Source organism: Sphingomonas sp. EC-HK361 (assembly GCF_902498785.1).
GTDB lineage: Bacteria > Pseudomonadota > Alphaproteobacteria > Sphingomonadales > Sphingomonadaceae > Sphingomonas.
On record NZ_LR701493.1, the window covers coordinates 415,625 to 437,812 of the forward strand.

Annotated in this window: 21 protein-coding genes; 10 read left to right on the plus strand and 11 right to left on the minus strand. The window is 66.4% G+C overall.

Annotated features, from left to right (window positions below; genetic code table 11):
• The first annotated feature begins 51 nt into the window (after positions 1–51).
• From mnmG to BOS5A_RS03445, 4 genes are read left to right on the plus strand one after another with little or no spacing between them, the layout of a single operon-like run.
• Complete coding sequence (mnmG, locus tag BOS5A_RS03430) at positions 52–1,758, plus strand: tRNA uridine-5-carboxymethylaminomethyl(34) synthesis enzyme MnmG (protein WP_151953800.1); 1,707 nt, start codon at positions 52–54, stop codon at positions 1,756–1,758.
• Entirely contained in the window at positions 1,755–2,366 is a 612-nt protein-coding gene (locus BOS5A_RS03435; RefSeq protein WP_151953801.1) for a 16S rRNA (guanine(527)-N(7))-methyltransferase RsmG, read from the plus strand. The genes mnmG and BOS5A_RS03435 overlap by 4 nt, the downstream gene beginning before the upstream one ends.
• Positions 2,363–3,142: a ParA family protein gene (locus BOS5A_RS03440; protein ID WP_151953802.1), complete on the plus strand. Its 780-nt coding sequence runs from the start codon at positions 2,363–2,365 to the stop codon at positions 3,140–3,142. The genes BOS5A_RS03435 and BOS5A_RS03440 overlap by 4 nt, the downstream gene beginning before the upstream one ends.
• Entirely contained in the window at positions 3,139–4,026 is an 888-nt protein-coding gene (locus tag BOS5A_RS03445; RefSeq protein ID WP_151953803.1) for a ParB/RepB/Spo0J family partition protein, read from the plus strand. Before BOS5A_RS03440 ends, BOS5A_RS03445 begins: the two co-directional genes overlap by 4 nt.
• Before the next feature lie 17 nt (positions 4,027–4,043).
• Here BOS5A_RS03445 and BOS5A_RS03450 read toward each other — a convergent pair whose 3' ends face one another.
• The 3 genes from BOS5A_RS03450 to BOS5A_RS03460 form a co-directional block, all read right to left on the minus strand.
• A complete protein-coding gene (locus BOS5A_RS03450) occupies positions 4,044–4,574 on the minus strand; it encodes a SixA phosphatase family protein (protein WP_151953804.1) in 531 nt (176 codons plus the stop codon).
• A gap of 15 nt (positions 4,575–4,589) precedes the next feature.
• A complete protein-coding gene (locus BOS5A_RS03455) occupies positions 4,590–7,310 on the minus strand; it encodes an ATP-dependent DNA helicase (RefSeq protein WP_234419182.1) in 2,721 nt (906 codons plus the stop codon).
• A gap of 223 nt (positions 7,311–7,533) precedes the next feature.
• Entirely contained in the window at positions 7,534–8,544 is a 1,011-nt protein-coding gene (locus BOS5A_RS03460; RefSeq protein ID WP_151953805.1) for a cupin-like domain-containing protein, read from the minus strand.
• Positions 8,545–8,628: 84 nt separating this feature from the next.
• On the opposite strand from BOS5A_RS03460, the gene BOS5A_RS03465 reads away from it, so the two are divergent.
• Positions 8,629–8,931 carry a hypothetical protein gene (locus tag BOS5A_RS03465; RefSeq protein ID WP_151953806.1) on the plus strand — a complete coding sequence of 101 codons (303 nt, stop codon included), beginning with the start codon at positions 8,629–8,631 and terminating at the stop codon, positions 8,929–8,931.
• A 54-nt stretch (positions 8,932–8,985) separates the two neighbouring features.
• A complete protein-coding gene (locus tag BOS5A_RS03470) occupies positions 8,986–10,563 on the plus strand; it encodes a lysine--tRNA ligase (protein WP_151953807.1) in 1,578 nt (525 codons plus the stop codon).
• On the opposite strand, the gene BOS5A_RS03475 is transcribed toward BOS5A_RS03470, so the two are convergent.
• Entirely contained in the window at positions 10,535–12,037 is a 1,503-nt protein-coding gene (locus tag BOS5A_RS03475) for a DUF389 domain-containing protein (protein ID WP_151953808.1), read from the minus strand. The two genes, BOS5A_RS03470 and BOS5A_RS03475, sit on opposite strands and share 29 nt — an antisense overlap.
• A 52-nt stretch (positions 12,038–12,089) precedes the next feature.
• Here BOS5A_RS03475 and nhaA point away from each other — a divergent pair, with 52 nt between their 5' ends.
• On the plus strand, positions 12,090–13,286 hold the full coding sequence (gene nhaA, locus BOS5A_RS03480; RefSeq protein WP_151953809.1) for a Na+/H+ antiporter NhaA: 1,197 nt from the start codon (positions 12,090–12,092) through the stop codon (positions 13,284–13,286).
• Positions 13,283–14,287, plus strand: a complete 1,005-nt coding sequence (locus tag BOS5A_RS03485) for a histone deacetylase family protein (protein ID WP_151953810.1) — start codon at positions 13,283–13,285, stop codon at positions 14,285–14,287. The genes nhaA and BOS5A_RS03485 overlap by 4 nt, the downstream gene beginning before the upstream one ends.
• Here the strand turns inward: BOS5A_RS03485 and BOS5A_RS03490 are convergent.
• From BOS5A_RS03490 to BOS5A_RS03505, 4 genes are all read right to left on the minus strand, one after another.
• Positions 14,284–15,507: a dipeptidase gene (locus BOS5A_RS03490; protein ID WP_234419183.1), complete on the minus strand. Its 1,224-nt coding sequence runs from the start codon at positions 15,505–15,507 to the stop codon at positions 14,284–14,286. The genes BOS5A_RS03485 and BOS5A_RS03490 overlap by 4 nt on opposite strands.
• A 224-nt stretch (positions 15,508–15,731) precedes the next feature.
• Positions 15,732–16,010 (minus strand): acylphosphatase, encoded by a 279-nt coding sequence (locus BOS5A_RS03495; protein ID WP_151953812.1) that lies wholly within the window; start codon positions 16,008–16,010, stop codon positions 15,732–15,734.
• 22 nt (positions 16,011–16,032) lie between these two features.
• A complete protein-coding gene (locus BOS5A_RS03500; protein WP_151953813.1) occupies positions 16,033–16,722 on the minus strand; it encodes a peptidylprolyl isomerase in 690 nt (229 codons plus the stop codon).
• Between the two features lie 48 nt (positions 16,723–16,770).
• Positions 16,771–17,121: a PRC-barrel domain-containing protein gene (locus BOS5A_RS03505; protein ID WP_151953814.1), complete on the minus strand. Its 351-nt coding sequence runs from the start codon at positions 17,119–17,121 to the stop codon at positions 16,771–16,773.
• Positions 17,122–17,312: 191 nt separating this feature from the next.
• On the opposite strand from BOS5A_RS03505, the gene yghU reads away from it, so the two are divergent.
• The gene (gene yghU / locus BOS5A_RS03510) at positions 17,313–18,197 is read left to right on the plus strand and encodes a glutathione-dependent disulfide-bond oxidoreductase (RefSeq protein WP_151953815.1); all 885 of its coding nucleotides are present in this window, start codon (positions 17,313–17,315) and stop codon (positions 18,195–18,197) included.
• Positions 18,194–18,811, plus strand: a complete 618-nt coding sequence (locus BOS5A_RS03515; RefSeq protein ID WP_151953816.1) for a glutathione S-transferase family protein — start codon at positions 18,194–18,196, stop codon at positions 18,809–18,811. Before yghU ends, BOS5A_RS03515 begins: the two co-directional genes overlap by 4 nt.
• A 100-nt stretch (positions 18,812–18,911) precedes the next feature.
• On the opposite strand, the gene BOS5A_RS03520 is transcribed toward BOS5A_RS03515, so the two are convergent.
• The 3 genes from BOS5A_RS03520 to sucC all read right to left on the minus strand — a co-directional run bounded on the left by BOS5A_RS03520 (position 18,912) and on the right by sucC (position 22,010).
• The gene (locus BOS5A_RS03520) at positions 18,912–19,841 is read right to left on the minus strand and encodes an electron transfer flavoprotein subunit alpha/FixB family protein (RefSeq protein ID WP_151953817.1); all 930 of its coding nucleotides are present in this window, start codon (positions 19,839–19,841) and stop codon (positions 18,912–18,914) included.
• Positions 19,842–19,957: 116 nt separating this feature from the next.
• The gene (locus BOS5A_RS03525) at positions 19,958–20,707 is read right to left on the minus strand and encodes an electron transfer flavoprotein subunit beta/FixA family protein (RefSeq protein WP_151953818.1); all 750 of its coding nucleotides are present in this window, start codon (positions 20,705–20,707) and stop codon (positions 19,958–19,960) included.
• Positions 20,708–20,810: 103 nt separating this feature from the next.
• Positions 20,811–22,010, minus strand: coding sequence for an ADP-forming succinate--CoA ligase subunit beta (gene sucC, locus BOS5A_RS03530; protein WP_151953819.1), 1,200 nt, complete (start codon positions 22,008–22,010; stop codon positions 20,811–20,813).
• Between the last annotated feature and the right edge of the window lie 178 nt (positions 22,011–22,188).

Genomic DNA, 22,188 nt, shown 5'->3' on the forward strand with positions numbered 1-22,188 from the left:
TCACGTGGAACGTTTTTGACGGTCCACGCGCAAATAGTTTAGGCGCTCTGCATGAACTATGATGTGATCGTCGTCGGTGGTGGCCACGCAGGCGTGGAAGCCGCGTGTGCCGCCGCGCGCCGCGGCGCGCGGACGGTGCTTGTTACGCTTGATCGACGCGGTATCGGCGCCATGTCCTGCAACCCCGCGATTGGTGGGGTCGGCAAGGGCCATCTCGTCCGCGAGGTGGACGCATTGGGCGGGGCAATTGCCGTTGCGGCCGATCAGTCGGCGATCCATCATCGGATGCTTAACAGGAGCAAAGGGCTAGCGGTTCATGGTCCGCGCATACAGGCCGATCGTTCCCGATTTCATCGTGCCGTGGCATCGATCGTCAAAGCGGCACCGAATCTCGATATGATCGAAGCGGAAGTCGTCGATCTCGATCTGAAGGGCGCGACCATCCGCGGCGTGGTGCTCGCAGACGGGTCGCGGATAGGTGCCCGCGCGGTCGCTATCGGCAGCGGCACGTTTCTCGGCGGGCGCCTCTTTCGGGGTGTCGAGCGCAGCGTCGGAGGACGGATTCACGAGAGACCAACGACAGCGCTTGCGGCTCGGCTGCGCGATCTCGGGCTGCCGATCGCACGGCTCAAGACCGGAACACCGCCGCGGCTGGATGGACGCACCATCGATTGGACTCGCCTTGAACGACAGCCCTCGGACATCGACGACTGGACGATGTCGCCGATGACGGCGCAGCGTATACTGCCGCAGGTCGCGTGCGGGATCACGCGGACGAACAGCCGGACCCACGCGATCATCGCCGCATCTCTCGACCGATCGCCGCTATTCAGTGGCGACATCGCTAGTGGCGGACCGCGCTATTGCCCGTCTATCGAAGACAAGATTCATCGCTTTGCCGATCGCGATGGTCATCAGATTTTCCTGGAGCCGGAGGGGCTGGACGACGCGACCGTCTACCCGAACGGCATATCGACCTCGCTGCCGACGGACGTGCAGGAGGCGCTGATCGCGACGATCGAGGGACTCGAAAGCGCCCGTATCGTCGAGCCGGGCTATGCGGTCGAATATGACCATATCGACCCACGAGCGTTGACGCCGCTGCTAGCAACGCGGGCGGTCGAAGGATTGTTCTTTGCCGGTCAAGTGAATGGCACCACCGGCTATGAAGAGGCGGCTGCACAGGGATTGGTTGCGGGCGCCAATGCCGCTGCGGTTGCTCGCGATCTGGCGCCGTTCGAAGCGGATCGCACGACAAGCTATATCGGCGTGATGATCGATGACCTCGTGCTGCAAGGCGTGACGGAACCCTATCGCATGCTCACGGCAAGGGCAGAATATCGCCTGGCTTTGCGTGCAGACAACGCGGAGTCGCGACTATCCGCCGTGGCGGACTCGCTCGGGATGCTGACGCCGGCGCGACAGGAGGTGTGGAGGGCGCGAAGCGACGAGCGTGAGCGCGCCCGCGGCGGTCATCACGATGTCAGCGCCGACATTTTGCGCGAGGTCGAGGAGGATGCACGCTACGCACCATATTTGGCGCGACAGGCCGCAGAGGTCGCGCGTCTGCGTCGGGAGGGCGGTCTCGCAATTCCAGCAACCATCGATTATCGCGCTGTCCCCGGCTTATCGACCGAAATGATCGAACGGCTCGATGCCGCGCGTCCGGAAACGCTGGGGGCGGCGGGACGGGTTCGGGGCGTCACACCGTCGGCAATCTCCGCAATCTGGCTTCAGCTCCGCCGGGTGGCGGCGTGACGGAAAGCGATGCCCGCGCGTGGATCGTATCGCGGTTCGGCGACCACAAGGCGGCGCTGCTCGAGCGCTTCGGCGAAATCGTCGGCGAAGAAAACGAGCGCCAGAATCTCGTTTCCAAAGCGACACTGGACTCGATCTGGACACGGCACTTGGTTGACTCGGCGCAGCTGGTCCCGTTGGCGCCGGAATGCGGAACGTGGCTTGATATCGGAACGGGCGGTGGATTTCCCGGTATGATCGTCGCGGCGCTTCGCGAACAGCCTGTGGTCTTGTGCGAGCCCCGCCGCCAACGTGCGCAGTTCCTGAAAACGTCCGCGGGCTTATTGGGGTTATCGAATGTCTCCGTCGAACAGCGGAAAGTCGCAGCGCTCTCGGGGTTTACGCCTGCGATAATCTCGGCACGCGCGGTCGCACCGGTAGATGTCCTTTTTCGCGATACCCTTCATTTGACCCATCCGGACACGCTTTTCGTGTTTCCGCGTGGTCGTTCGGGCACCGATGAGCTATCAGCAGCAAAGCGCAATTGGCGAGGAATGTTTCACGTGAAACAGAGCATCACGGACGCGGACTCGGTGATCGTGACCGCGACGAAGGTCCGTCCCTCATGATCCGCATCGCCGTCGCGAATCAGAAGGGAGGGGTTGGCAAGACAACCTCCGCGATCAATCTCGCGACGGCCCTCGCCGCCACTGGGCAGCGCGTCTTGCTGATCGACCTTGATCCACAGGGTAATGCCTCAACCGGACTGGGGATCGGCGCGAATCAAAGGCATCGCTCGAGTTACGACGTCCTGGTTGGCAATACGACGGTGTCGGACGCGGTCGTAAATACCCCGATCCCGCGCCTCGATGTGCTGCCGGCGACCGTCGATCTGTCTGGTGCAGAAATCGAACTGGTCGAGCTCGAAGCGCGAACGCACCGTCTGCACAAGGCGCTCGAAGTTGCGCCCGCGGATTGGGATATTGTCCTCATCGATTGCCCGCCCTCGCTCGGGCTGTTGACGATGAACGCGATGGTCGCGGCCGATTCCTTGCTGGTGCCCTTGCAGTGCGAGTTTTTTGCGCTTGAAGGGCTCAGCCAGCTGTTGAGCACGGTCGAGCGGATAAGGGCGCGCTTCAACCCGTCCCTGTCGATCCTGGGTGTGGCGCTCACGATGTACGATCGGCGCAATCGTTTGACTGAACAAGTGTCGAAGGACGTTCGCGCCGTTTTGGGGCAGGTTGTGTTCGATACCGTCATCCCCCGCAATGTGCGGCTTTCGGAAGCGCCTAGCCACGGCTTGCCGGCGCTGATCTACGATCATCGTTGTTCGGGATCGGAGGCGTATATCGCGCTGACGCGCGAGCTGCTCGCACGTCTGCCGCGTCAAAGGGAGGCTGCATGAACGAACCACAGATGAAGCGTGCGCGTCCAGGACTTGGCCGCGGGCTTAGTGCGCTGCTCGGCGATACGCTGGTCGATGACCTGGCGGGCGGCGGCGAGGGCGGGCGCAAGGCGGGCGTGCAGACGATGGCGGTAAGTGCGCTGTCGCCGCATCCGGGGCAGCCGCGACGACATTTCGATGAGGCCGCGCTCGACGAACTCGCGGCGTCGATTCGTCAGAGGGGACTGATCCAGCCGATCGTCGTGCGACCCCATGGCCATGATTTTCAGATTGTCGCGGGCGAGCGACGCTGGCGCGCGGCGCAGCGTGCGCAGCTCCATGAAGTGCCTGTCGTCGTGCGCGATTTCACCGACGCGGAAACGCTGGAAGTCGCGCTCGTCGAGAATATCCAGCGGCAGGACCTGAATGCGATCGAGGAGGCGGAAGCCTATTCGCGGTTGATCGCGGAGTTCGACCACACGCAGGAAGCACTGGCGAAGATCGTCGACAAGTCGCGCAGCCATGTGACGAACCTGCTGCGGCTGCTCGACCTGCCCCGCCCGGTGCAGTCGCGGCTTGCTGCCGGCGACCTGTCGATGGGACATGCCCGCGCGCTGATCGGCGCGGCCGATCCCGAGGCGCTGGCGGAGCAGGTCGTCGCACGCGGTCTGTCCGTGCGCGAAACGGAGAAACTCGCGCGGGCAGCGAAGAACAAGCCAGTGCGGGCAAAGATCAGGCAAGAGCGCAACGCCGATATCACGGCATTGGAGACGCAACTAGCGGATTTGCTTGGGCTTTCGGTATCGATCGCTCATGCCGAGTCTGGAGGCACGCTGACGCTCAGCTATTCGACGCTCGATCAGCTCGACATGATCTGCCAGCGGCTCACTGGCGAGGCGATCTGATCTCGTTCGTGCACGACCTACTCGGCGTCCGGCCCTAGCCCCGGATCGAGGTCGCGCGGGCGGACAAAGCGGCTGAGCGCGCATAGTCCGGCAGTCCAGTCGCTCCAGGAATCAGGTCCGCGCAGCTGCGCAAAGCTCGCCGTCGGAAATTTATGCTCGACTGCTTCTCGCATTTCGCCCGTGTTGGCGAGCAGCAGCGCGATATCTTCAAGGCCTGGATTGTGGGCTATTATCAATGCATTAGCTACTTTTTCTGGCATCGTGTGGACGATGTCGAGCAGCGTTGCCGAAGACGCGAGGTAGATCCGGCGGTCCCATATCGGCGTCACCGCCCGGCCATAGCCAGCGCTGAAAGCTTCGACCGTCTCGACCACGCGGATCGCCGGCGACGCAATGACGTGGTCGAAAACCAGGTCGAGCTCGCGGGCGTGCGCGCCCATCATCGCCGCGGCGCGCTTGCCCTTGGCGTTCAGGTCGCGGTCGAAATCGCGCGCGATGTGCGGATCATGGCCCGACTTGGCGTGGCGCAGCAGCGTCAGCGTCTTCACGGGCGGCGATCTCCGTCAGGCAGGTGAAGTCGCCTCATGCCGTATCGCGGGCGCCGAGGGAAGTCGTGCCCGCACCCGCGCCACCGCTTCGTCAAGGGTCACACGCGCGATCGGCACGCCGGGCGGGAAGGCAGTGAGCAGCCGGGACGGCATCGCCGCCGACAGCAGCACGAAGGCGCCGCGATCGTCGGCGCGGCGGATCAGCCGCCCGAACGCCTGCGCCAGCCGCGCCCGGACGATCCGGTCGTCATAGGCGCTGCCGCCGCCCGCCAGTCGACGCGCTGCGTGGAGCACCGTCGGCTTGGGCCACGGCACGCCTTCCATCACCACCAGCCGCAGCGAATGGCCAGGCACGTCGACGCCGTCGCGCAACGCATCCGTTCCGAGCAGCGAGGCATGCGGATCGTCGCGGAAGATATCGACCAGCGTGCCGGTATCGACAGGATCGACGTGCTGCGCGTGGAGCGGCAAGCCTTCGCGCGCCAGCCGATCGGCGATACGGCCATGCACCCCGCGCAGCCGGCGGATCGCGGTGAACAGCCCCAGCGTCCCGCCCTCGGCCGCGACGATCAGCTGGGCATAGGCATTGGCGAGGGCGGAAACGTCCCCGCGCTTCACGTCGGTAACGATCAGCACCTCGGCCTGCGCGGCATAGTCGAACGGACTCGGCGCTTCGAACCGCGCGGGCGATTTGAGCAGATGCGGCGCGCCGGTGCGCGCTTCCGCGACCGACCAGTCGCCACCGCCGGTCAGGGTTGCCGAGGTCACAAGCGCGCCATGCGCGGGCTTGAGGACGATTTCAGCGAAGGGCCGGGTGGGATCGAGCCAGTGACGGTGGAGACCGATGTCATACTCGCGGCCCTCGACCCGGTCGACCGCGAGCCAATCGACGAAATCGGGCGACGCGGGCCCGCCGATGCGCGTGAGCAGCGACAGCCACGCCGCAACCGTCTCCGCCCGCCAGCCGACCGACGCGATCGCACCCTCGATCCGCGCCCGCGCCGGCCCGTCCATCCAGTCGGGCGCCTCCGCCAGCACCGCCTCAAGCCGCCGTCCGAGCGTCACGAGCGGGCGAACCAGCGTATCGAGCGCGGCGGCGGCGGGGGCGGCGGCGTCGATCAGTTCCGGGCTCGGCTCTGCCAGCTCGGTTTCCAGCCCATAACCCGCATCGCCGGGCTGCTCGGCGCGCGCATAGGTGAGCCCGCGAACCGCCGCGAGGAGCCCCTCGATCGGCCCGAACGGCTCGCCTTCCGCCAGACGCTGCAGCCAGCCATCGGACGCAAGCGCGCGCGCCGCGTCCACCGCATCGGTGATCGCGGTGCCGCCGAGCGCATCGTAGCTCGCCACATCGGACAGTCTTGCCTGCAGCCCTCGCCGCCGCCCGCGCCCGCCCGACTCCGGGCCGAGGATCCAGCGGCGCAGTTCGATCGTCTCCTGCCCGGTCAGCGCGGTGGAGAACATGGAATCCGCCGCATCGAACAGGTGATGCCCCTCGTCGAAGACATAGCGGGTGGGGCGCGTCGTCATCTCGCGCCCACGCGCTGCGTTGACCATCACCAGCGCGTGGTTGGCGATGACGATATCCGCGTCGGCAGAGGCGCGCGCGGCGCGCTCGATGAAGCATTTCCGGTAATGCGGGCAGCCGGCATAGACGCACTCGCCGCGCCGGTCGGTCAGCGCAGCGGGGCCGTTGCGACGGAACAGCGCGGTCAGCCAACCCGGCAGGTCCCCGCCGACCATATCGCCGTCCGCGGTATAGGCCGCCCAGCGCGCGACCAGATGCGCCAAGATCGCCGCGCGCCCCTGGAACCCGCCTTGCAGCGCGTCCTCCAGGTTGAGCAGGCACACATAATTCTCGCGGCCCTTGCGAGTCACGACGCGGGTCTTGCGTATCGCTGCGTCGGGATAGAGCCGCTGTGTCTCGTGCGCGAGCTGGCGTTGCAGCGCCTTGGTATAGGTCGATACCCAGACCGCGCCGCACGCCTGATCCGCCCAGATCGAGGCGGGCGCGAGATAGCCAAGCGTCTTGCCGATCCCGGTGCCCGCCTCCGCCAGCACCATATTCGGGGCGTCGCGCGTCGTGCGCGGCGCGAATGCCTGCGTGGCAGCGGTCGCATAGGCGCGCTGGCCGGGGCGCTCCTCCGCGCCGTCTCCGGTCAGCGCGGCGAGGCGATCCAGCACCGCTTGCGGGTCCGGCGTGACGGTATGCGGGGCGGGGCGGGGCGCGTGCTCCTCCCATTCGGGGAGCTTCGAGAACAGCCAGCGCTCATTGGTGTCGGGCTTTGCGATCCTGGCGCCGACGACGGGCGCCCAGGGCCAGCGCAGGCGGGTGAGAGACTGCGCGGCGGTCCACACCCCTTCGCGCTCGGGCCAGTCGCCATCGGTGACCGCGAGCATCGCCGCCGCTGCCGCGCGAAGAAATGGCGCGACGTCGGCATCGTTCGCGGGCATCGCGATCCCAGCGGCACGCGCCAGCCCGCGCGGGGTCGGCACCATGAAGCGCGCCGGATGCAGGAAGGCGAAGAGTTCGAGCAGATCGAGCCCCGACAACTCGCCATGGCCGAGCCGCTGCGCGATCAGCGGCGCGTTCAGCAACAGCAGCGGCGTATCCGCAGCCACCCGGATCGCCTCCCCACGCCCCACCGCGCGGCATTCGTCAGCGGTGGCGATCCAGATGCCGGCATGGCTGGCATGGAGCGCGGGGTAGGGCAGCGGATCGGGCTGGAGGGGCGTCACGCGGCGTCTTTAGCCTGTCTGGAACGAAAGAGAAACGCTGGCTTGAAAAAGAGCCGGCTGGAATCACTACCTCCGCTCGTTTCGGATCAACTCAGGTTGCAAACGCTTTAGCCTGTCGACACGGCGTATCGAGGTCGCTGCCACATGGCGGGTTTCTCGATACCGTCTCTCGACATGCCCGTCCCCTACGCGAGACGAACGGTGGGGTTGAATGCAGACCGCCCTAGCGTCTCAGCGGCTCGGCGAGCGTCGCCTTTAGCGCCGCGATCAATTCGGGCGACCGCTCGCCCAGCACGCCCCGCGCCTCGGGCGCGACATGCGCCATCGGGTCGCCGTCCGCGCGGAAGATGTAATGATCGAAGAAGACCTTCCACGCCGCCAGCTCGCGCGCCGGCAGTTCGTGCATCGTCATCGCGGCGTGGAGCAGCGCGTGCATCGGCGTGGTCATCCGCGCCGGCCCGTCGCGCCACCAGAAATTCACCATCGCACCGACCGGATCGGGGCTGGTGACGCCATGCCACCACAGGCTCGGCATGTAGAGCGCGTCGCCCGGTTCCAGCTCGGCGATCTCGGCGGCGTCCCAAGCCTCGGCAAAGCGCGGGAAGCGTTCGAGATCGGGGTGATCGATATCGACCATGCTCGAGGGCTGACCGGCGAGCGTCCGGTCGATCGGCCCGACATAGAGGTTCGCGACCTGATCGGTCGGAAACAGCGTGAAACGCCGCCGTCCCGCGACGACGCAGGCGAGATTCTGCGGCAGGTCCCAATGCGCGGCCGTCGTCGTCCGGTTGCCCAGCCAGAGCGAGACGAGCATGTGGCGATCGTCGGCGAGCAGCGGCATCGGATTCTCGGCGAGAAAACCGGGCAGATGGCGACCCACGGGCAGTGCACCGGCATAGACCGCCCAGGGCGCTGCACTTTCGCGTTGCGCGAGGATCAGATCGAGCAGCTGGTCGATCGTCGCGAGCTTGCGTTCGTGATTGAACCCTGCGTGATCGGGCGCAAAGTCGAAGCGACCGCCAATCTCCGGCGGCCCGAACCATGCCTCCGCCGCGTCTTCCGAGGCGCGCTGGCGCAACCAGGCGGCGAGCTCGTCGGCGCCTTCCCGCGCCGCGAGCACGATCGGCCAGTCGCGCACCAGCCCGCGCAAGACCGCGGGCCGGCCGGCCGGCACGATCTCGGTTTCGAACCGCGCCCGGTCGACGCCGTGATAGTCGGGGGCTGGGCGAGCCATCGCGGCTGACTAGCAGACCGCGCGGTTGCAACCAACGCCGGCGATGAACGTTGCGCTCGTGTATCAATTCAGTGGAGGCGAGTGATGCGTAATTTTGTCATGGCGATGAGTGCCCTGTCGCTGGCGATTCCGGCGACGATGGCGCTGCCGACGAGCAAGGCGGAGGCGCGGCGTCATTACACCCGTGGACACTATACCCACTATCGCGGCCGCTGCCGTCACTCGAGCGGCACGACCGGCCTCGTCGCGGGCGGTGTCGGGGGTGCGCTGGTCGGCAACTCGCTGCTCGGCCACGGCGCGCTCGGCACGATCGCCGGCGGCGTCGGCGGCGCCTTTGCGGGCCGCGCGATCGACCGGACGATCACCGCGGACAAGCGCTGCCGCTGACGCTCGCCAGACCGGGGTGACGGATGCGCGCGCACGCGCTACGTCGCCCCGGTCATGACCGATCCCGACCTGCGCAGCGCTGCCCTCGACTCCAAGGCCTGGCCGTATGAGGAGGCGCGCAAGCTGCTGAAGCGTTGGCCGGATGGCAAGCCCGGCGGTGATCCTGTTCTCTTCGAAACCGGCTACGGACCTTCGGGGCTGCCCCATATCGGCACCTTCAACGAAGTGCTGCGCACGACGATGGTGCGCAACGCCTTCCACGCGCTCAGCGACCAGCCGACGCGGTTGATCGCGTTCTCGGACGACATGGACGGGCTGCGCAAGGTGCCGGACAATGTGCCGAACGGCGACATGCTGCGCGAATATCTCGGCAAGCCGCTGACCCGGATTCCCGACCCCTTCGGCACGCACGAGAGCTTTGCGGCGCACAACAATGCGCGACTGCGTGCGTTCCTCGATCAATATGGCTTCGACTACGAGTTCGCCTCGTCGACGGACTATTATGAGAGCGGCCGGTTCGACGACGCGTTGAAGGGCGTGCTCGCGCACTGGCAGGGCATCATGGACGTGATGCTGCCGACGCTCCGGGCAGAGCGGCGCGCGACCTATTCGCCAGTTTTGCCGATCAGTCCCAAAACCGGCATTGTGCTTCAGGTTCCGGTCGAGGTCATCGACGCCGACTCGGGGACGATTGCCTTCATCGATGAGAACGGCGAGCGGATCGTCCAGTCTGCACTCGGCGGGCAGGCGAAGCTCCAGTGGAAGGTGGACTGGGCGATGCGTTGGGTCGCGCTTGGCGTCGATTACGAGATGGCGGGCAAGGACCTCATCGATTCGGTCACGCAAAGCTCGAAGATCGCGCGCGCGCTCGGCGGGCGCCCGCCCGAGGGTTTCAACTACGAGATGTTCCTCGACGAAAAGGGGGAGAAGATCTCGAAGTCGAAGGGCAACGGCCTGACGATCGAGCAGTGGCTGACCTATGGCCCCGACGAGAGCCTGGCCTTCTATATCTACCGCGAACCCAAGAAGGCGAAGCAGCTGCATCTGGGGCTGATCCCGCGCGCGGTCGATGAGTATTGGCAGTTTCGGGGCAATTACGCCGGGCAGCCGCTCAAGGAGCAGCTCGGCAATCCCGTCCATCACATTCACGATGGGAAGCTTCCTGACGGCGAGCTGCCGGTGACGTTCGGGCTACTGCTGAACCTTGTCGGCGTGATGGGCGAGGCGACGAAGGACCAGGTCTGGGGCTATCTCGCCAACTACGTCCCCGACGCGACGCCGGACCGTTATCCCGAGCTGGATCGGCTGATCGACCACGCGCTCGCCTACGCGCGTGATTTCGTCGCGCCGACGCTTCATCGCCGCGTGCCGGAAGGACTCGAGGTGGCAGCGCTTCGGCGGCTTGACGACGATCTGGCGGCGCTCCCCGACGATGCGTCGGCCGAGGATATCCAGAACATCGTCTATGAGATCGGCAAGACCGCAGGGTTCGAAAGCCTGCGCGACTGGTTCAGGGCGCTCTACGAAACGCTGCTCGGCTCCGCGCAGGGGCCGCGCATGGGCAGCTTCATCAGGCTTTACGGAATCGACAACAGCCGTCGTCTTATTGCAGAGGCGCTGACGAAGGCGTGAGACCGGCAGGCGGGGCAACCGTCCATTCCAGCGTGACGGCCGATCCGCCGCCGCTGCGCGATGCGGCGATGCCAGCGTTGGTCAGCTCATCAACGACCGTGTTCGCGCGCGCCGCCGGGCCCGAAACCGCGATGCCGAGACCCAGCCGTCTGGCGCCCCAGATCGCTGCGGCAATCGTCTGTGCATCGGGACTCTCGCCATCGAAGGGAACCGCGCCGGGCGGGACGGCAGGCGGCACGAGATAGACCTCCCACCCCGGCGTGTTCGCCGCCGCGCGCTGCTCCAGCGCACGATAGGTCGCAAGGCTTGCGCCGGGCAGCGCCGCCGCTGCCACCCGCGCGCGGCGATGCTCGCGGTCGATCGTGATGGCATCGGGGGAGACTCCGGCCACCAGCGCCAGCCGATCGGCCAGCGCGTCCGCCGCTGCATCGGCGGGCGACGCGGTCCCCCGCGCCTGCGCAGCCTGAAGCGCCGCATTCTCCGCCGCGCCGCTGCCGGTGCCGACCCGGTATTGTTCGATCTGTACTCTCGCGGGGCGACCGGCATCCTTCAGAAAGGCCGCTGCCGCGATACGTTCGGCATCGGCGCGGTAGCGCGGGGTGAGGACGGTGGCGACAATCCTGATCGGAACGGCATTGAAATCGATGTCGATCTGACTGATCCGTGCCTTGCCGTCGAAGACGTCGGCGACGGCGGAACGCGCCTGCCGCCCCGCCAGGCCCTCCCAGGCGATCTTGCGAAGCGCGACCCCCAGCGGGACGGCGAGCGCCGCAAACGTTGCGATGACGACGATCAGCTGCACCGCGGTCTGGTTCGGCGACAGCGACTGGCCGAAGCCATACAGCCGCGCCATCACCGCTGCCGCCAGCGCGATCGTGACGAAGTTGGTGACGAACAGCAGCAGCGCGCCGAAGAACACGGTGCCGTTCCACGTCGCGAGCCCGAAGCCGACGGTTGCCAGCGGCGGCATCAGCGCGGTGGCGATAGCGACGCCGACGATGGTGCCGGCGCGGCCGCGAATCGTCGCATAGCTGCCGGCGAGCGCCGAGAAGAGCGCGACCGCAAGGTCGAACAAATTGGGCCGCGTCCGTGCCGCGAGCTCGCTCGTCACGTTCTGCAATGGCGAAACCAGGACGATCGCGGCGCAGAACAGCACCGCGATCAGCGACCCGGCGACCAAAGCCGCAAGCGCGCGCCGGATCTGGCGCGAATCGACGGTGGCAACCGCGAACCCCAGCCCGATGATCGGCCCCATGAGCGGCGAGATCAGCATGGCGCCGATGACGACTGCCGGCGAGGACAGCAGCAGGCCGAGGATCGCGATCCCCGCCGACATCGCGATCATGAACAGATAGCGCCCACTCCAGCCGGCATCATCATGGACGGTATCGATGACCGCGACATGATCGACACTGCCGATGACATGCGCCTGCCACCAGCGTTGGAGGACACGGTGCTGGGGGACTTCGCTCATGTCGCCGGGTTACGGGCTTTGACCGTCGCGATCCACCCTGTAACCCGATGGGATGAGCGAGACGCCGACCCTGCTGAAACCGATCTCGGCGCTACGCCATTTCCTTCATTCGTCCGCCTCGGGCGGCATCCTGCTGATGGCCGCCGCGGCGTTGGCGTTGTTCGCGGCGAATTCCGACGTGTCGCAGGCCTATCAGCACCTGCTGCACCTTGAGACTGGGCCGATCCTCGCCCCCGCGATCGGCGCGATGACCGTCGAGCTGTGGATCAACGACGGGCTGATGGCGCTGTTCTTCCTGCTCGTCGGGCTGGAGATCAAGCGCGAGCTGATCGATGGCGAACTGGCCGATCCCGCGGACCGACGCTTGCCGATTGTGGTCGCGCTGGCGGGAATGATCGTGCCGGCGATCGTCTATCTCGCGGTGGTCGGGGGGGACCGTGCGCTGGTGCGCGGCTGGGCGATCCCGGCGGCGACCGACATCGCCTTCGCGATCGGGGTCATGGCGCTGCTCGGCAAGCGGGTGCCGCCGCAACTGAAGCTGTTTTTGGCGACGGTCGCGATCGTCGATGACATGGGCGCGGTCGCGATCATCGCGCTCGTCTACAGCCACGGGCTCGATATCGGCGCGCTGGCGGCGGCGGCGGGAACGCTCGCGATCATGGCCGCGCTCAACCGGCGCAAGGTCAAGGCGCTGACGCCGTATCTGCTGCTGTCCTTGCTGCTGTGGTTTCTCGTTCTGCGATCGGGGGTGCACGCGACCATCGCGGGGGTGCTGGCGGCGATCTTCATTCCCATCCACAAGTCACCCGGCGTTCCCGACGACATCGAATCGCCGCTCCACCGGCTCGAACACGCGCTCAGCCCGTGGGTTTCGTTCGTCATCGTGCCCGTCTTCGGCTTCGCCAATGCAGGGGTCGCGCTTGGCGGCGCATCCCTCGGCGCGCCGGTGGTGATCGCGGTGGCGAGCGGGCTGTTCGTCGGCAAGCAGATCGGAATCCTCGCCGGCGTCTGGCTCGCCGAGCGAACCGGGTTCGCGCGCCGACCATATGGGGTGGGGTGGACCCAGCTTTACGGCGTCGCGCTGCTGGCGGGGATCGGCTTTACCATGAGCCTGTTCATCGGCGGCCTTGCCTTTCCCGGGAACGCGGCGCTGGTCGACGAGGTGAAGATCGGCGTTCTCGCCGGATCGGTGCTGTCCGCGCTCGGCGGCTTCCTCGTCCTGCGCTTTGCGGTTCCGGTGCGGCGATGAAGGCGTATTTCGATCCGCGCCAGCTCGCCCATGCGCCGGCGCGCGAACTGCACAATGGCAGCTTCACCGCCTATGCGGAGGTGCCCGCGCGCGGCGAGGCGATCCGCGCGGTTCTGCCTGACTGCCACTGCCCCGACGATTTCGGCGAGGCCGCGATCGTGGCGGTCCATGATGCGGGCTATCTCGCATTCCTGAAGGATGCGGCGCGGCTCTGGGCGGAGGCGGGGCGGGCGGGGGACCCGATCCCATACGCCTTTCCGATCGTGCGCCGCCGCTCTCCCCATCTCACTCGCATCGATGCGCTGATGGGCCGCTACAGCTTCGACGCGACGACGCCGATCACTCGCGAAGCCTGGGCGTCGTCCTATTGGAGCGCGCAGTCGGTGCTCAGCGCGACGCATACAGTGCTCGGCGGTGACCGCGCGGCCTTCGCGCTGTGCCGACCGCCGGGGCACCATGCCGGCGCCGACTATTGCGGCGGCTATTGCCACCTCAACACTGCCGCGATCGCGGCGCAGGCCGCGCGTGATGCCGGATGCGCCCGCGTCGCGATTCTCGACATCGACTATCACCACGGTAACGGCACGCAGGACATCTTCTGGACGCGCGGCGACGTCTTCTACGCCTCTGTCCATGCCGATCCGGCAACCGATTATCCCTTCTACTGGGGCCATGCCGACGAGATCGGCGAGGGCGCCGGACGCGGTGCGACGCTGAACCTGCCGCTGCCGCACGGCACCCGGGTCGATGCGTTTCGCGCGGCGCAGGCCAGTGCGCTCGAGGCGATCACGCGGTTCGCGCCCGATCTGCTCGTGCTGAGCTTCGGGGCGGATACGTGGGAGGGCGATCCGATCTCGCATTTCGCGCTGACGACCGCCGACTACGCCGTTCTCGCGCGCGATATCGCCGCGTGCGGCTGGCCCACCGTCATCGCGATGGAGGGCGGCTATGCCGTCGACGCGCTGGGCGCCAATGTCGCGAGCTTGCTGTCGGGATTCTAGTTCGGCGCGGTGGCATCGACGGGTGGCATGCCGGCGCTCGCTTTCGCGACAGCCTCGACGCGCTCCATGACCCGCAGGATGTTGCCCTGTGAAAGCTTCACGAGATCGGTATCGCTCCAGCCGCGCCGCGCGAGTTCGGCGAAGACCTTCGGATAGCCATCGACCCCCTTCATCCCCACCGGGCCAGTGCCGCTGATCCCGTCATAATCGCCGCCGATGCCGACATGATCGACGCCGGCGACCCTGGCGACATGGGCGACGTGATCGGCGACCGTCGCTGCCGTGACGAGGGGTTCGGGGTGGGCCGCATCCCAGGCGACGAGCGGTGCTGCGCTGCGCGGGCCATAGACGTCGGCCGGCACGCCGACCGACTTCGCGTAGTCGGTCCGCGCCTTGTCCCACGCGCGCCACTGCCTCGAGAGGAAGGCGGGGTAGAAGTTCACCATCACCACGCCGCCATTGGCGCCGATCGCGCGGAGCAGATCGTCGGGGATGTTGCGCGGCGCGTCCGCAAGCGCGCGGGCCGAGGAGTGCGACGCCATCACCGGCGCCTTCGAAGCGGCGAGCGCCGCGGCCATCGTCGCGTCGGAGACGTGGCTCACATCGACGATCATACCGATACGGTTCATCTCGGCGACGACCTTGCGGCCGAAATCGCTGAGGCCATTGGCGCGGGGGCCATCCGTCGCGCTGTCTGCCCAATCGAGGCTCTTGCTATGGGTCAGCGTCATGTAGCCGACGCCGAGCGCCTTGTATTCGCGCAGCACCGACAGCCGCCCGTCGATCTGGTGTCCACCCTCGACGCCCAGCAGCGAGGCGATCCGGCCGGATTTCTGGATGCGACGGATATCGTCGGCGGTCGTCGCCATCGCGAACGCATCGGGATTGGCGGCGACGAAGCGGCGGACGATGTCGATCTCCTCCAGCGTCGTCTCCACCGCGGCGGGGCCGGTGATCGACGCGGGGATGTAGACCGACCAGAATTGTCCGCCGAGATGCCCCGCCCTCGCGCGCGGGATGTCGGTCTGCAGGGGATGGGGGCGCTTCGTCGTGTCCGCCTTGAGATCGACGGTTTCGACCTTCGCATTGGCGCCCTCGCGGATTTCCCAGGCCAGATCGTTGTGCCCGTCGATCACCGGCGCGCGGGTCAGCAGCCGCTCGATACGGGCGGGGATAGCAGGAGCGGCCTGGGCCGCGGCAAGGAGGGCGAGCGCGATCATGGCGCAAACCATGCCAGCGCAGCCCACAGGGTCAAAGGCGGCGAGGCGAATTTATTTTCGGGCGCATGGAACCAAGCTCACGCACGAGCCGTTAATGTCAGGCTTGGATCGAAAGAGCCAAGTGATTGACGGTTCGGAGCCTTGTGCGAAGATCCGTCCAGGGAGCCCCGCCGCGAAAGCGACGGGGCTTACTCGTATCTAGACCCGCTCATCTTGATGACCGGTCAGACGGTCGGGCGTTTGACGAACCCCTCCAGCGTCTCGCTCGGCGCGTCGTCGGTGACCGCAACATCCACCACGCGAGACGCCGGCGAGCCGGCCCTCGCCTTCGCGATGATCGCCTCGACCATCTCGGGCGGTCCAGACACCACCGCCTCGACCGAATTGTCTGCCCGATTGCGAACCCAGCCATCCACGCCGAGGCCCAGCGCCTGCTCGACGAACCAGTCGCGGTAGAAGACGTTCTGGACGCGGCCGGTGATGACGAGGCGACGGCGGATCATGCCAGGCACTCCTCGATGACGCTCAACGAGCGGACGGACGCGCCGGTTGCGGTTTCAGTGGCTGTTTCGGCGTCCGACCGCGGCCCTCGTCGATCAGCCAGGGCTTCACCAGCCCGGTCGGCTTCGCCTTGCCGTCGAGCCGCGTCGCCTTCGTGATCGTCACCGGCTTCAGCAGCAACTGCCCGCCCATGCCGCCGCCGGTCGGCATCGCCAGAATGTTACGGACAATCCCCATGCCCGACACAATCCGCCCGAACGCGGCATAGCCCATCTGGCCGGGGCTGGCGTCCATGGTCGGGATCGCGCCGACGGTAATGAAGAAATTGCCACCCGCCGAGCTCGGGTCGGCGCGCCGTGCCATCGAGATCGTCGCGTCGAGGTGCTTGATCCCGGTCTTCGCGGTGGATTCGAAGGCGAAGGGCGGCAGGATTCGGCGCGCATCGGTCCGGATGCCGCCCTGGATGAAGCCGAATTTGGGCGCAGCCTTGCGCCGCGAAGACCGGTAGAAGCTGATCCCGTCGAACCGGCCGTCGTCGACATAGGCGAGGAAATTGGCCGCAGTCTTCGGCGCATGCCGCTGATCGACCGCGATCACGATTGGGCCGAGCGTGGTCGCAAAGCGGACGCGGACGATTCCGGCGCCGGTGGCCGGACGCGCGCCGGCCGGGGACGCAAGGACGAACAGCGCGAGAAGCGCGGTAGAAATACGCATGAACCCGGCGCTACGGCGTCCATCCGGCCGCGGCAAGCCGCCGGCCGATCAGAGGAACTGATCCCAGTGCCGGTATACCGGTTCGGGCGCCTCGTGCGGCCGATCCTTTGGGTCGACGACCATATAGGGCACCGCCTCGATTTCCTCGCGCGTGTAGGGCAGCAGATAACCGCCAAGGCCGGCATCGAACCGCAACTGGTCCCATGCCAGCGGGCAGGCCCGCGCGCCCACGCCGAAGATGCCGCCAAACGACAGCACCGCGTGCGACACGACGCCGGTCGTCTTCGAAATCATCAATGACCGGATCGATCCGATCTTCACCGCCCGGCGATCGAATACCGGGGTTCCCTCGACGCGCGAAGACGCGACGAGATCATGGTCGTCAACAACGCTTTCCATCTCTGGCCTCCTCAAGAACAACCGCACGGCGCGTGGGTGAGAGGAGCAAGCCGATCATAACGCGCGTCGCACGGGAGTCGGGACGGGGAATTTACGCCTTTCCTGACACCGCGGCAAACCCTGTCGGGGTGGAAGGCGCGCATCGCCGCCCTACATCACCGGCATCGCCTGCCGTGAAGGAGTCATCCCGCATGCCCGATACTGCCGACTATACCCCGCCAAAGGTCTGGTCCTGGAACAAGGACAATGGCGGGCGCTTCGCCAATATCAACCGGCCGATCGCGGGAGCGACCCATGACAAGGACCTGCCGGTAGGCGAGCATCCGCTGCAGCTCTATTCGCTGGCGACGCCCAACGGTGTGAAAGTGACGGTGATGCTGGAGGAGTTGCTGGCGGCCGGGCATTCCGGCGCAGAATATGACGCGTGGCTGATCCGTATCAACGAGGGCGATCAGTTCGGCAGCGGGTTCGTCGATGTGAACCCCAATTCGAAGATTCCCGCGCTCGTCGATCGCAGCGGGGCCGCGCCGATCCGGATTTTCGAATCGGGGGCGATCCTTGTCTATCTCGCGGAGAAGTTCGGCGCCTTCCTCCCCACCGACGCGGCAAAACGCGCGGAGTGCCTGTCCTGGCTGTTCTGGCAGATGGGGGCGGGGCCGTATCTCGGCGGCGGGTTCGGCCATTTCTACGCCTATGCGCCGGTGAAGATCGAATATGCGATCGATCGCTTCGCGATGGAGGTGAAGCGGCAGCTCGACGTGCTTGATCGCCGGCTGGCCGAGACCGAATATCTCGGCGGCAGCGAGTATACGATCGCGGATATGGCGGTCTGGCCGTGGTATGGCGCGCTGGTGAAGGGCCTTGTCTATGACGCGGGCGAGTTTCTCCAGGTGCAGGACTACGCCCATGTCCAGCGCTGGACCGACCAGATCGCGGCCCGGCCGGCGGTGAAGCGTGGGCGGATGGTCAACCGGGTGATGGGAGACCCGGCGAGCCAGCTCCATGAACGGCACGATGCGAGCGATTTCGAGACGAAGACTCAGGACAAGCTGGCGCCCGCGGACGCGGCAGAATGAGGCTGTTCGACAGCCGCCGCGCGCCCAATCCGCGGCGGGTGCGCTGGGTGATGGCCGAAAAGGGCATCGACGATATCGAGATCGTCGAGATCGACGTGTTCAAGGGCGAGCACAGAACGCCGGAGTATCTCGCGCGCGCCGGCTTGGGCAACGTTCCGGCGCTGGAGCTGGACGACGGCACCACGATCACCGAGTCGGTCGCAATCTGCCGCTATCTGGAGAGCGTCTATCCGGAGCCGAATCTCTTCGGTCGCGACGCGAAGGAGACGGCGGTGATCGAGATGTGGGCGCGGCGGGCGGAAATGCTGCTCGCGACGCCGCTGATGCTGGCGGTGCGCCACGGCCACCCCGCGCTCGCGGCGCTGGAGACGCAGGTGCCGGCGATTGCGGAGAGCAACGGCGCGGGCGCGACGCGTGCGTTGAAGGTCTTCGATCGGCGGCTTGGGGAGAGCGACTTCATCGCCGCGGACCGGGTGACGATCGCCGACATCCTGGCCTTCACGGGAATCGATTTCGCGCGGATGATCCGGTTCAGGTTGCCGGAAGAGTTCGCGAACATGGCGCGCTGGGCCGAGGCAATGCGGGCGCGGCCGGCGGCTTCAGCGGGGGTTTGACCAGCAATCCAGTCACCCCCGCGCAGGCGGGGATCCACGTCTCTCGGTTGCGCGCGTAACGGCGAGACATGGACCCCAGCCTTCGCTGGGATGACGGGATTTACAGCTTTTCGGTGAGTTCCGGCACGATCTTGAACAGATCACCCACCAGGCCGATGTCCGCGACCTGGAAGATCGGGGCGTCCTCGTCCTTGTTGATGGCGATGATGGTCTTGGAATCCTTCATGCCGGCGAGATGCTGGATCGCCCCCGAAATGCCGACCGCGATATAGACTTCCGGTGCGACGATCTTGCCGGTCTGGCCGACCTGATAGTCGTTGGGGACATAGCCCGCATCGACCGCAGCGCGGCTGGCGCCGACGCCGGCCCCGAGCTTGTCGGCAAGCGGCTCGATGAGGCTGTGGAAGTTCTCGCTGTTCTGCAGCGCGCGGCCACCAGAGACGATGATCTTGGCTGAGGTCAGTTCGGGACGTTCGAGTTTGGCGATCTCGGCGCCCTCGAAAGTCGAGAGGCCTGTCTCGCCGGTGCTGGCAACCGCTTCGACTGTTCCCGACCCGCCCTCGGTCGCTGCCTTGTCGAAGGCGGTGCCGCGCACGGTGATGACCTTCTTCGCGTCCGACGACTGGACGGTCGCGATCGCGTTGCCCGCGTAGATCGGCCGGGTGAAGGTATCGTCGCTCTCGACCGACAGGATGTCGCTGATCTGCATCACGTCGAGCAGCGCCGCGACGCGCGGGGCGATGTTCTTGCCGTTGGTGGTGGCTGGCGCGACGAACGCGTCGTGGTCGGCCATCAGCTGGACGACGAGCGGCGCGACGTTCTCCGCCAGCGCATGGGCGAAGGCGGCATCGTCCGCGACATGGACCTTGCCGACGCCCGCGATCTTCGCTGCGGCCTGCGCCACGCCGTCGACGCCTTGGCCGGCGACCAGTAGGTGGACTTCGCCGAGTTTGGCGGCTGCGGTCACCGCGGAAAGCGTTGCGTCCTTGACGGCGGCACCGTCATGTTCGACCCAAACCAGAGTCTTCATGTCTCAATCCTCTCAAACCGTTCGGCCCCGGACTTGATCCGGGGCTGTCGAAGCAGTCCTATCTTCGATCGGTAGAAATACGGCCCTTCGACAAGCTCAGGGCAAACGGGTTGCGTTTACTTCGCGACGCCCATCGTCTTGAGCTTGGCGACCAGTTCGTCAACATCCGCGACCTTCACGCCGGCGGTGCGCTTGGCAGGCTCGACGACCTTCAGCGTCTTCAGCCGCGGCGTCACGTCCACGCCGTAATCGGCGGGCGTCTTCTGCGCCATCGGCTTCGATTTCGCCTTCATGATGTTCGGCAGCGACGCATAGCGCGGCTCGTTGAGGCGCAGGTCGGTCGTCACGATTGCCGGGAGCTTCAGCCCGTCGGTCTCCGCGCCGCCATCGACCTCGCGCGTCACCTTGGCGGTGCCTTCCGCGACCTCCACCTTCGAGGCGAAGGTGCCCTGGCCCCAGCCGAGCAGCCCGGCGAGCATCTGCCCGGTCTGGTTGTTGTCGTCATCGATCGCCTGCTTGCCGAGGATGATGAGCTGAGGCTGTTCCTCCTCGGCGATCTTGGCGAGGATCTTGGCGACGCCCAGCGGCTCGACCTTCTCGTCAGAGGTCACGAGGATCGCGCGGTCGGCGCCCATGGCGAGGGCGGTGCGCAGCGTTTCCTGCGACTTCTGCTCGCCGATCGAAACCGCGACGATCTCGGTCACGACGCCCTTTTCCTTCAGGCGGATGGCTTCCTCGACCGCGATCTCGTCGAACGGGTTCATGCTCATCTTGACGTTGGCGAGGTCCACTCCCGACCCGTCCGCCTTCACGCGGGGCTTCACGTTATAGTCAAGCACGCGCTTGACGGGGACGATGACCTTCATTCGCTTGCTCTCCTATCCAAACCGCATCCCTGGGGAGAGATGTGTTCCCGCGCAGGCGGGGACCCAGTCTGGGCTCCCGCCTTCGCGGGAGCACAAATACGACTTATGCCGCCTTCTTCACCTCGGCGACGATTTTCTTCGCGGCATCGCCCAGATCATTGGCAGGAACGATCGCGAGGCCCGAGGTCGACAGGATTTCCTTGCCCTTCTCGACATTGGTGCCTTCGAGGCGAACCACCAGCGGGACCGAAAGGTTCACTTCCTTTGCCGCGGCGACGATGCCCTCCGCGATGATGTCGCAGCGCATGATGCCGCCGAAGATGTTGACCAGAATGCCCTTCACGTTCGGGTCCTGGAGGATGATCTTGAACGCCGCGGTGACCTTCTCCTTGTTGGCGCCGCCGCCGACGTCGAGGAAGTTCGCGGGGAACATGCCGTTCAGCTTGATGATGTCCATCGTCGCCATCGCCAGGCCCGCGCCGTTGACCATGCAGCCGATATCGCCGTCGAGCTTGATATAGGCGAGGTCGTATCTGGACGCCTCCAGCTCGGCCGGGTCCTCCTCGGTCTCGTCGCGCAACTCCGCGATGTCCTTGTGGCGGAACATCGCATTGCCGTCGAAGCCGACCTTGGCGTCGAGGACCATCAGCTTGCCGTCTTCGGTGACGGCGAGCGGGTTGATCTCGATCTGCTCGGCATCGGTGCCGAGAAACGCGGCATACAGCTTCGACGCGACGTTCGCGGCTTGCTTGGCGAGATCGCCCGTCAGTTCGAGCGCGGCGGCAACCGCGCGGCCGTGATGCGGCATGAAGCCGGTCGCGGTGTCGATGTCGATGCTGTGGATCTTCTCCGGCGTGTCATGCGCCACCGTCTCGATGTCCATGCCGCCTTCGGTCGAGGCGACCATCGAGACACGCCCCGTCGCGCGATTGACGAGGAGTGCGAGGTAGAATTCCTTTGCGATATCGACGCCGTCAGTGACGTAGAGCCGGTTGACCTGCTTGCCGTGCTCGCCGGTCTGCACCGTTACCAGGGTATTGCCGAGCATGTCGGTCGCCGCCGCGCGCACTTCGTCGGCGGTCTTGGCGAGGCGGACGCCGCCCTTGGCGTCGGGGCCCAGCTCCTTGAATTTGCCCTTGCCGCGGCCGCCGGCGTGAATCTGCGCCTTCACGACGTAGAGTGGTCCGGGCAGCTTCTCCGACGCCGCGACCGCTTCCTCGACGGTCATCGCCGCGAAGCCCGCGGGGACGGGGACGCCGAACTTCGCCAGCAGTTCCTTCGCCTGATATTCGTGGATGTTCATGGGATGCGCCTTTTTACAGCAACCGGAAGGTTTGCGGCGGGCTTAAGCACAGCCAGCCCGGCGAATCCACCCCGCCGCCAAAATCAGCGAGCGCTCTCGCTAATGCGTCTCCGTCGCAGTTGGCGCGGCGTGCGAGTTTGCGGATGACGATTCCGGTCGAGTGTCACTATATGGCACG

What these genes read in the sequence shown, in the direction of transcription:
- BOS5A_RS03445 (WP_151953803.1), top strand. Translation starts at nt 3,139, where the DNA reads ATGAACGAACCACAGATGAAGCGTGCGCGTCCAGGACTTGGCCGCGGG.
- BOS5A_RS03465 (WP_151953806.1), top strand. Translation starts at nt 8,629, where the DNA reads ATGCGTAATTTTGTCATGGCGATGAGTGCCCTGTCGCTGGCGATTCCG.
- yghU (WP_151953815.1), top strand. Translation starts at nt 17,313, where the DNA reads ATGCCCGATACTGCCGACTATACCCCGCCAAAGGTCTGGTCCTGGAAC.
- BOS5A_RS03460 (WP_151953805.1), bottom strand. Translation starts at nt 8,544, where the DNA reads ATGGCTCGCCCAGCCCCCGACTATCACGGCGTCGACCGGGCGCGGTTC.
- BOS5A_RS03485 (WP_151953810.1), top strand. Translation starts at nt 13,283, where the DNA reads ATGAAGGCGTATTTCGATCCGCGCCAGCTCGCCCATGCGCCGGCGCGC.
- BOS5A_RS03490 (WP_234419183.1), bottom strand. Translation starts at nt 15,507, where the DNA reads ATGATCGCGCTCGCCCTCCTTGCCGCGGCCCAGGCCGCTCCTGCTATC.
- BOS5A_RS03505 (WP_151953814.1), bottom strand. Translation starts at nt 17,121, where the DNA reads ATGGAAAGCGTTGTTGACGACCATGATCTCGTCGCGTCTTCGCGCGTC.
- BOS5A_RS03525 (WP_151953818.1), bottom strand. Translation starts at nt 20,707, where the DNA reads ATGAAGGTCATCGTCCCCGTCAAGCGCGTGCTTGACTATAACGTGAAG.
- BOS5A_RS03440 (WP_151953802.1), top strand. Translation starts at nt 2,363, where the DNA reads ATGATCCGCATCGCCGTCGCGAATCAGAAGGGAGGGGTTGGCAAGACA.
- BOS5A_RS03515 (WP_151953816.1), top strand. Translation starts at nt 18,194, where the DNA reads ATGAGGCTGTTCGACAGCCGCCGCGCGCCCAATCCGCGGCGGGTGCGC.
- sucC (WP_151953819.1), bottom strand. Translation starts at nt 22,010, where the DNA reads ATGAACATCCACGAATATCAGGCGAAGGAACTGCTGGCGAAGTTCGGC.
- BOS5A_RS03495 (WP_151953812.1), bottom strand. Translation starts at nt 16,010, where the DNA reads ATGATCCGCCGTCGCCTCGTCATCACCGGCCGCGTCCAGAACGTCTTC.
- BOS5A_RS03520 (WP_151953817.1), bottom strand. Translation starts at nt 19,841, where the DNA reads ATGAAGACTCTGGTTTGGGTCGAACATGACGGTGCCGCCGTCAAGGAC.
- nhaA (WP_151953809.1), top strand. Translation starts at nt 12,090, where the DNA reads ATGAGCGAGACGCCGACCCTGCTGAAACCGATCTCGGCGCTACGCCAT.
- BOS5A_RS03475 (WP_151953808.1), bottom strand. Translation starts at nt 12,037, where the DNA reads ATGAGCGAAGTCCCCCAGCACCGTGTCCTCCAACGCTGGTGGCAGGCG.
- BOS5A_RS03500 (WP_151953813.1), bottom strand. Translation starts at nt 16,722, where the DNA reads ATGCGTATTTCTACCGCGCTTCTCGCGCTGTTCGTCCTTGCGTCCCCG.
- BOS5A_RS03470 (WP_151953807.1), top strand. Translation starts at nt 8,986, where the DNA reads ATGACCGATCCCGACCTGCGCAGCGCTGCCCTCGACTCCAAGGCCTGG.
- mnmG (WP_151953800.1), top strand. Translation starts at nt 52, where the DNA reads ATGAACTATGATGTGATCGTCGTCGGTGGTGGCCACGCAGGCGTGGAA.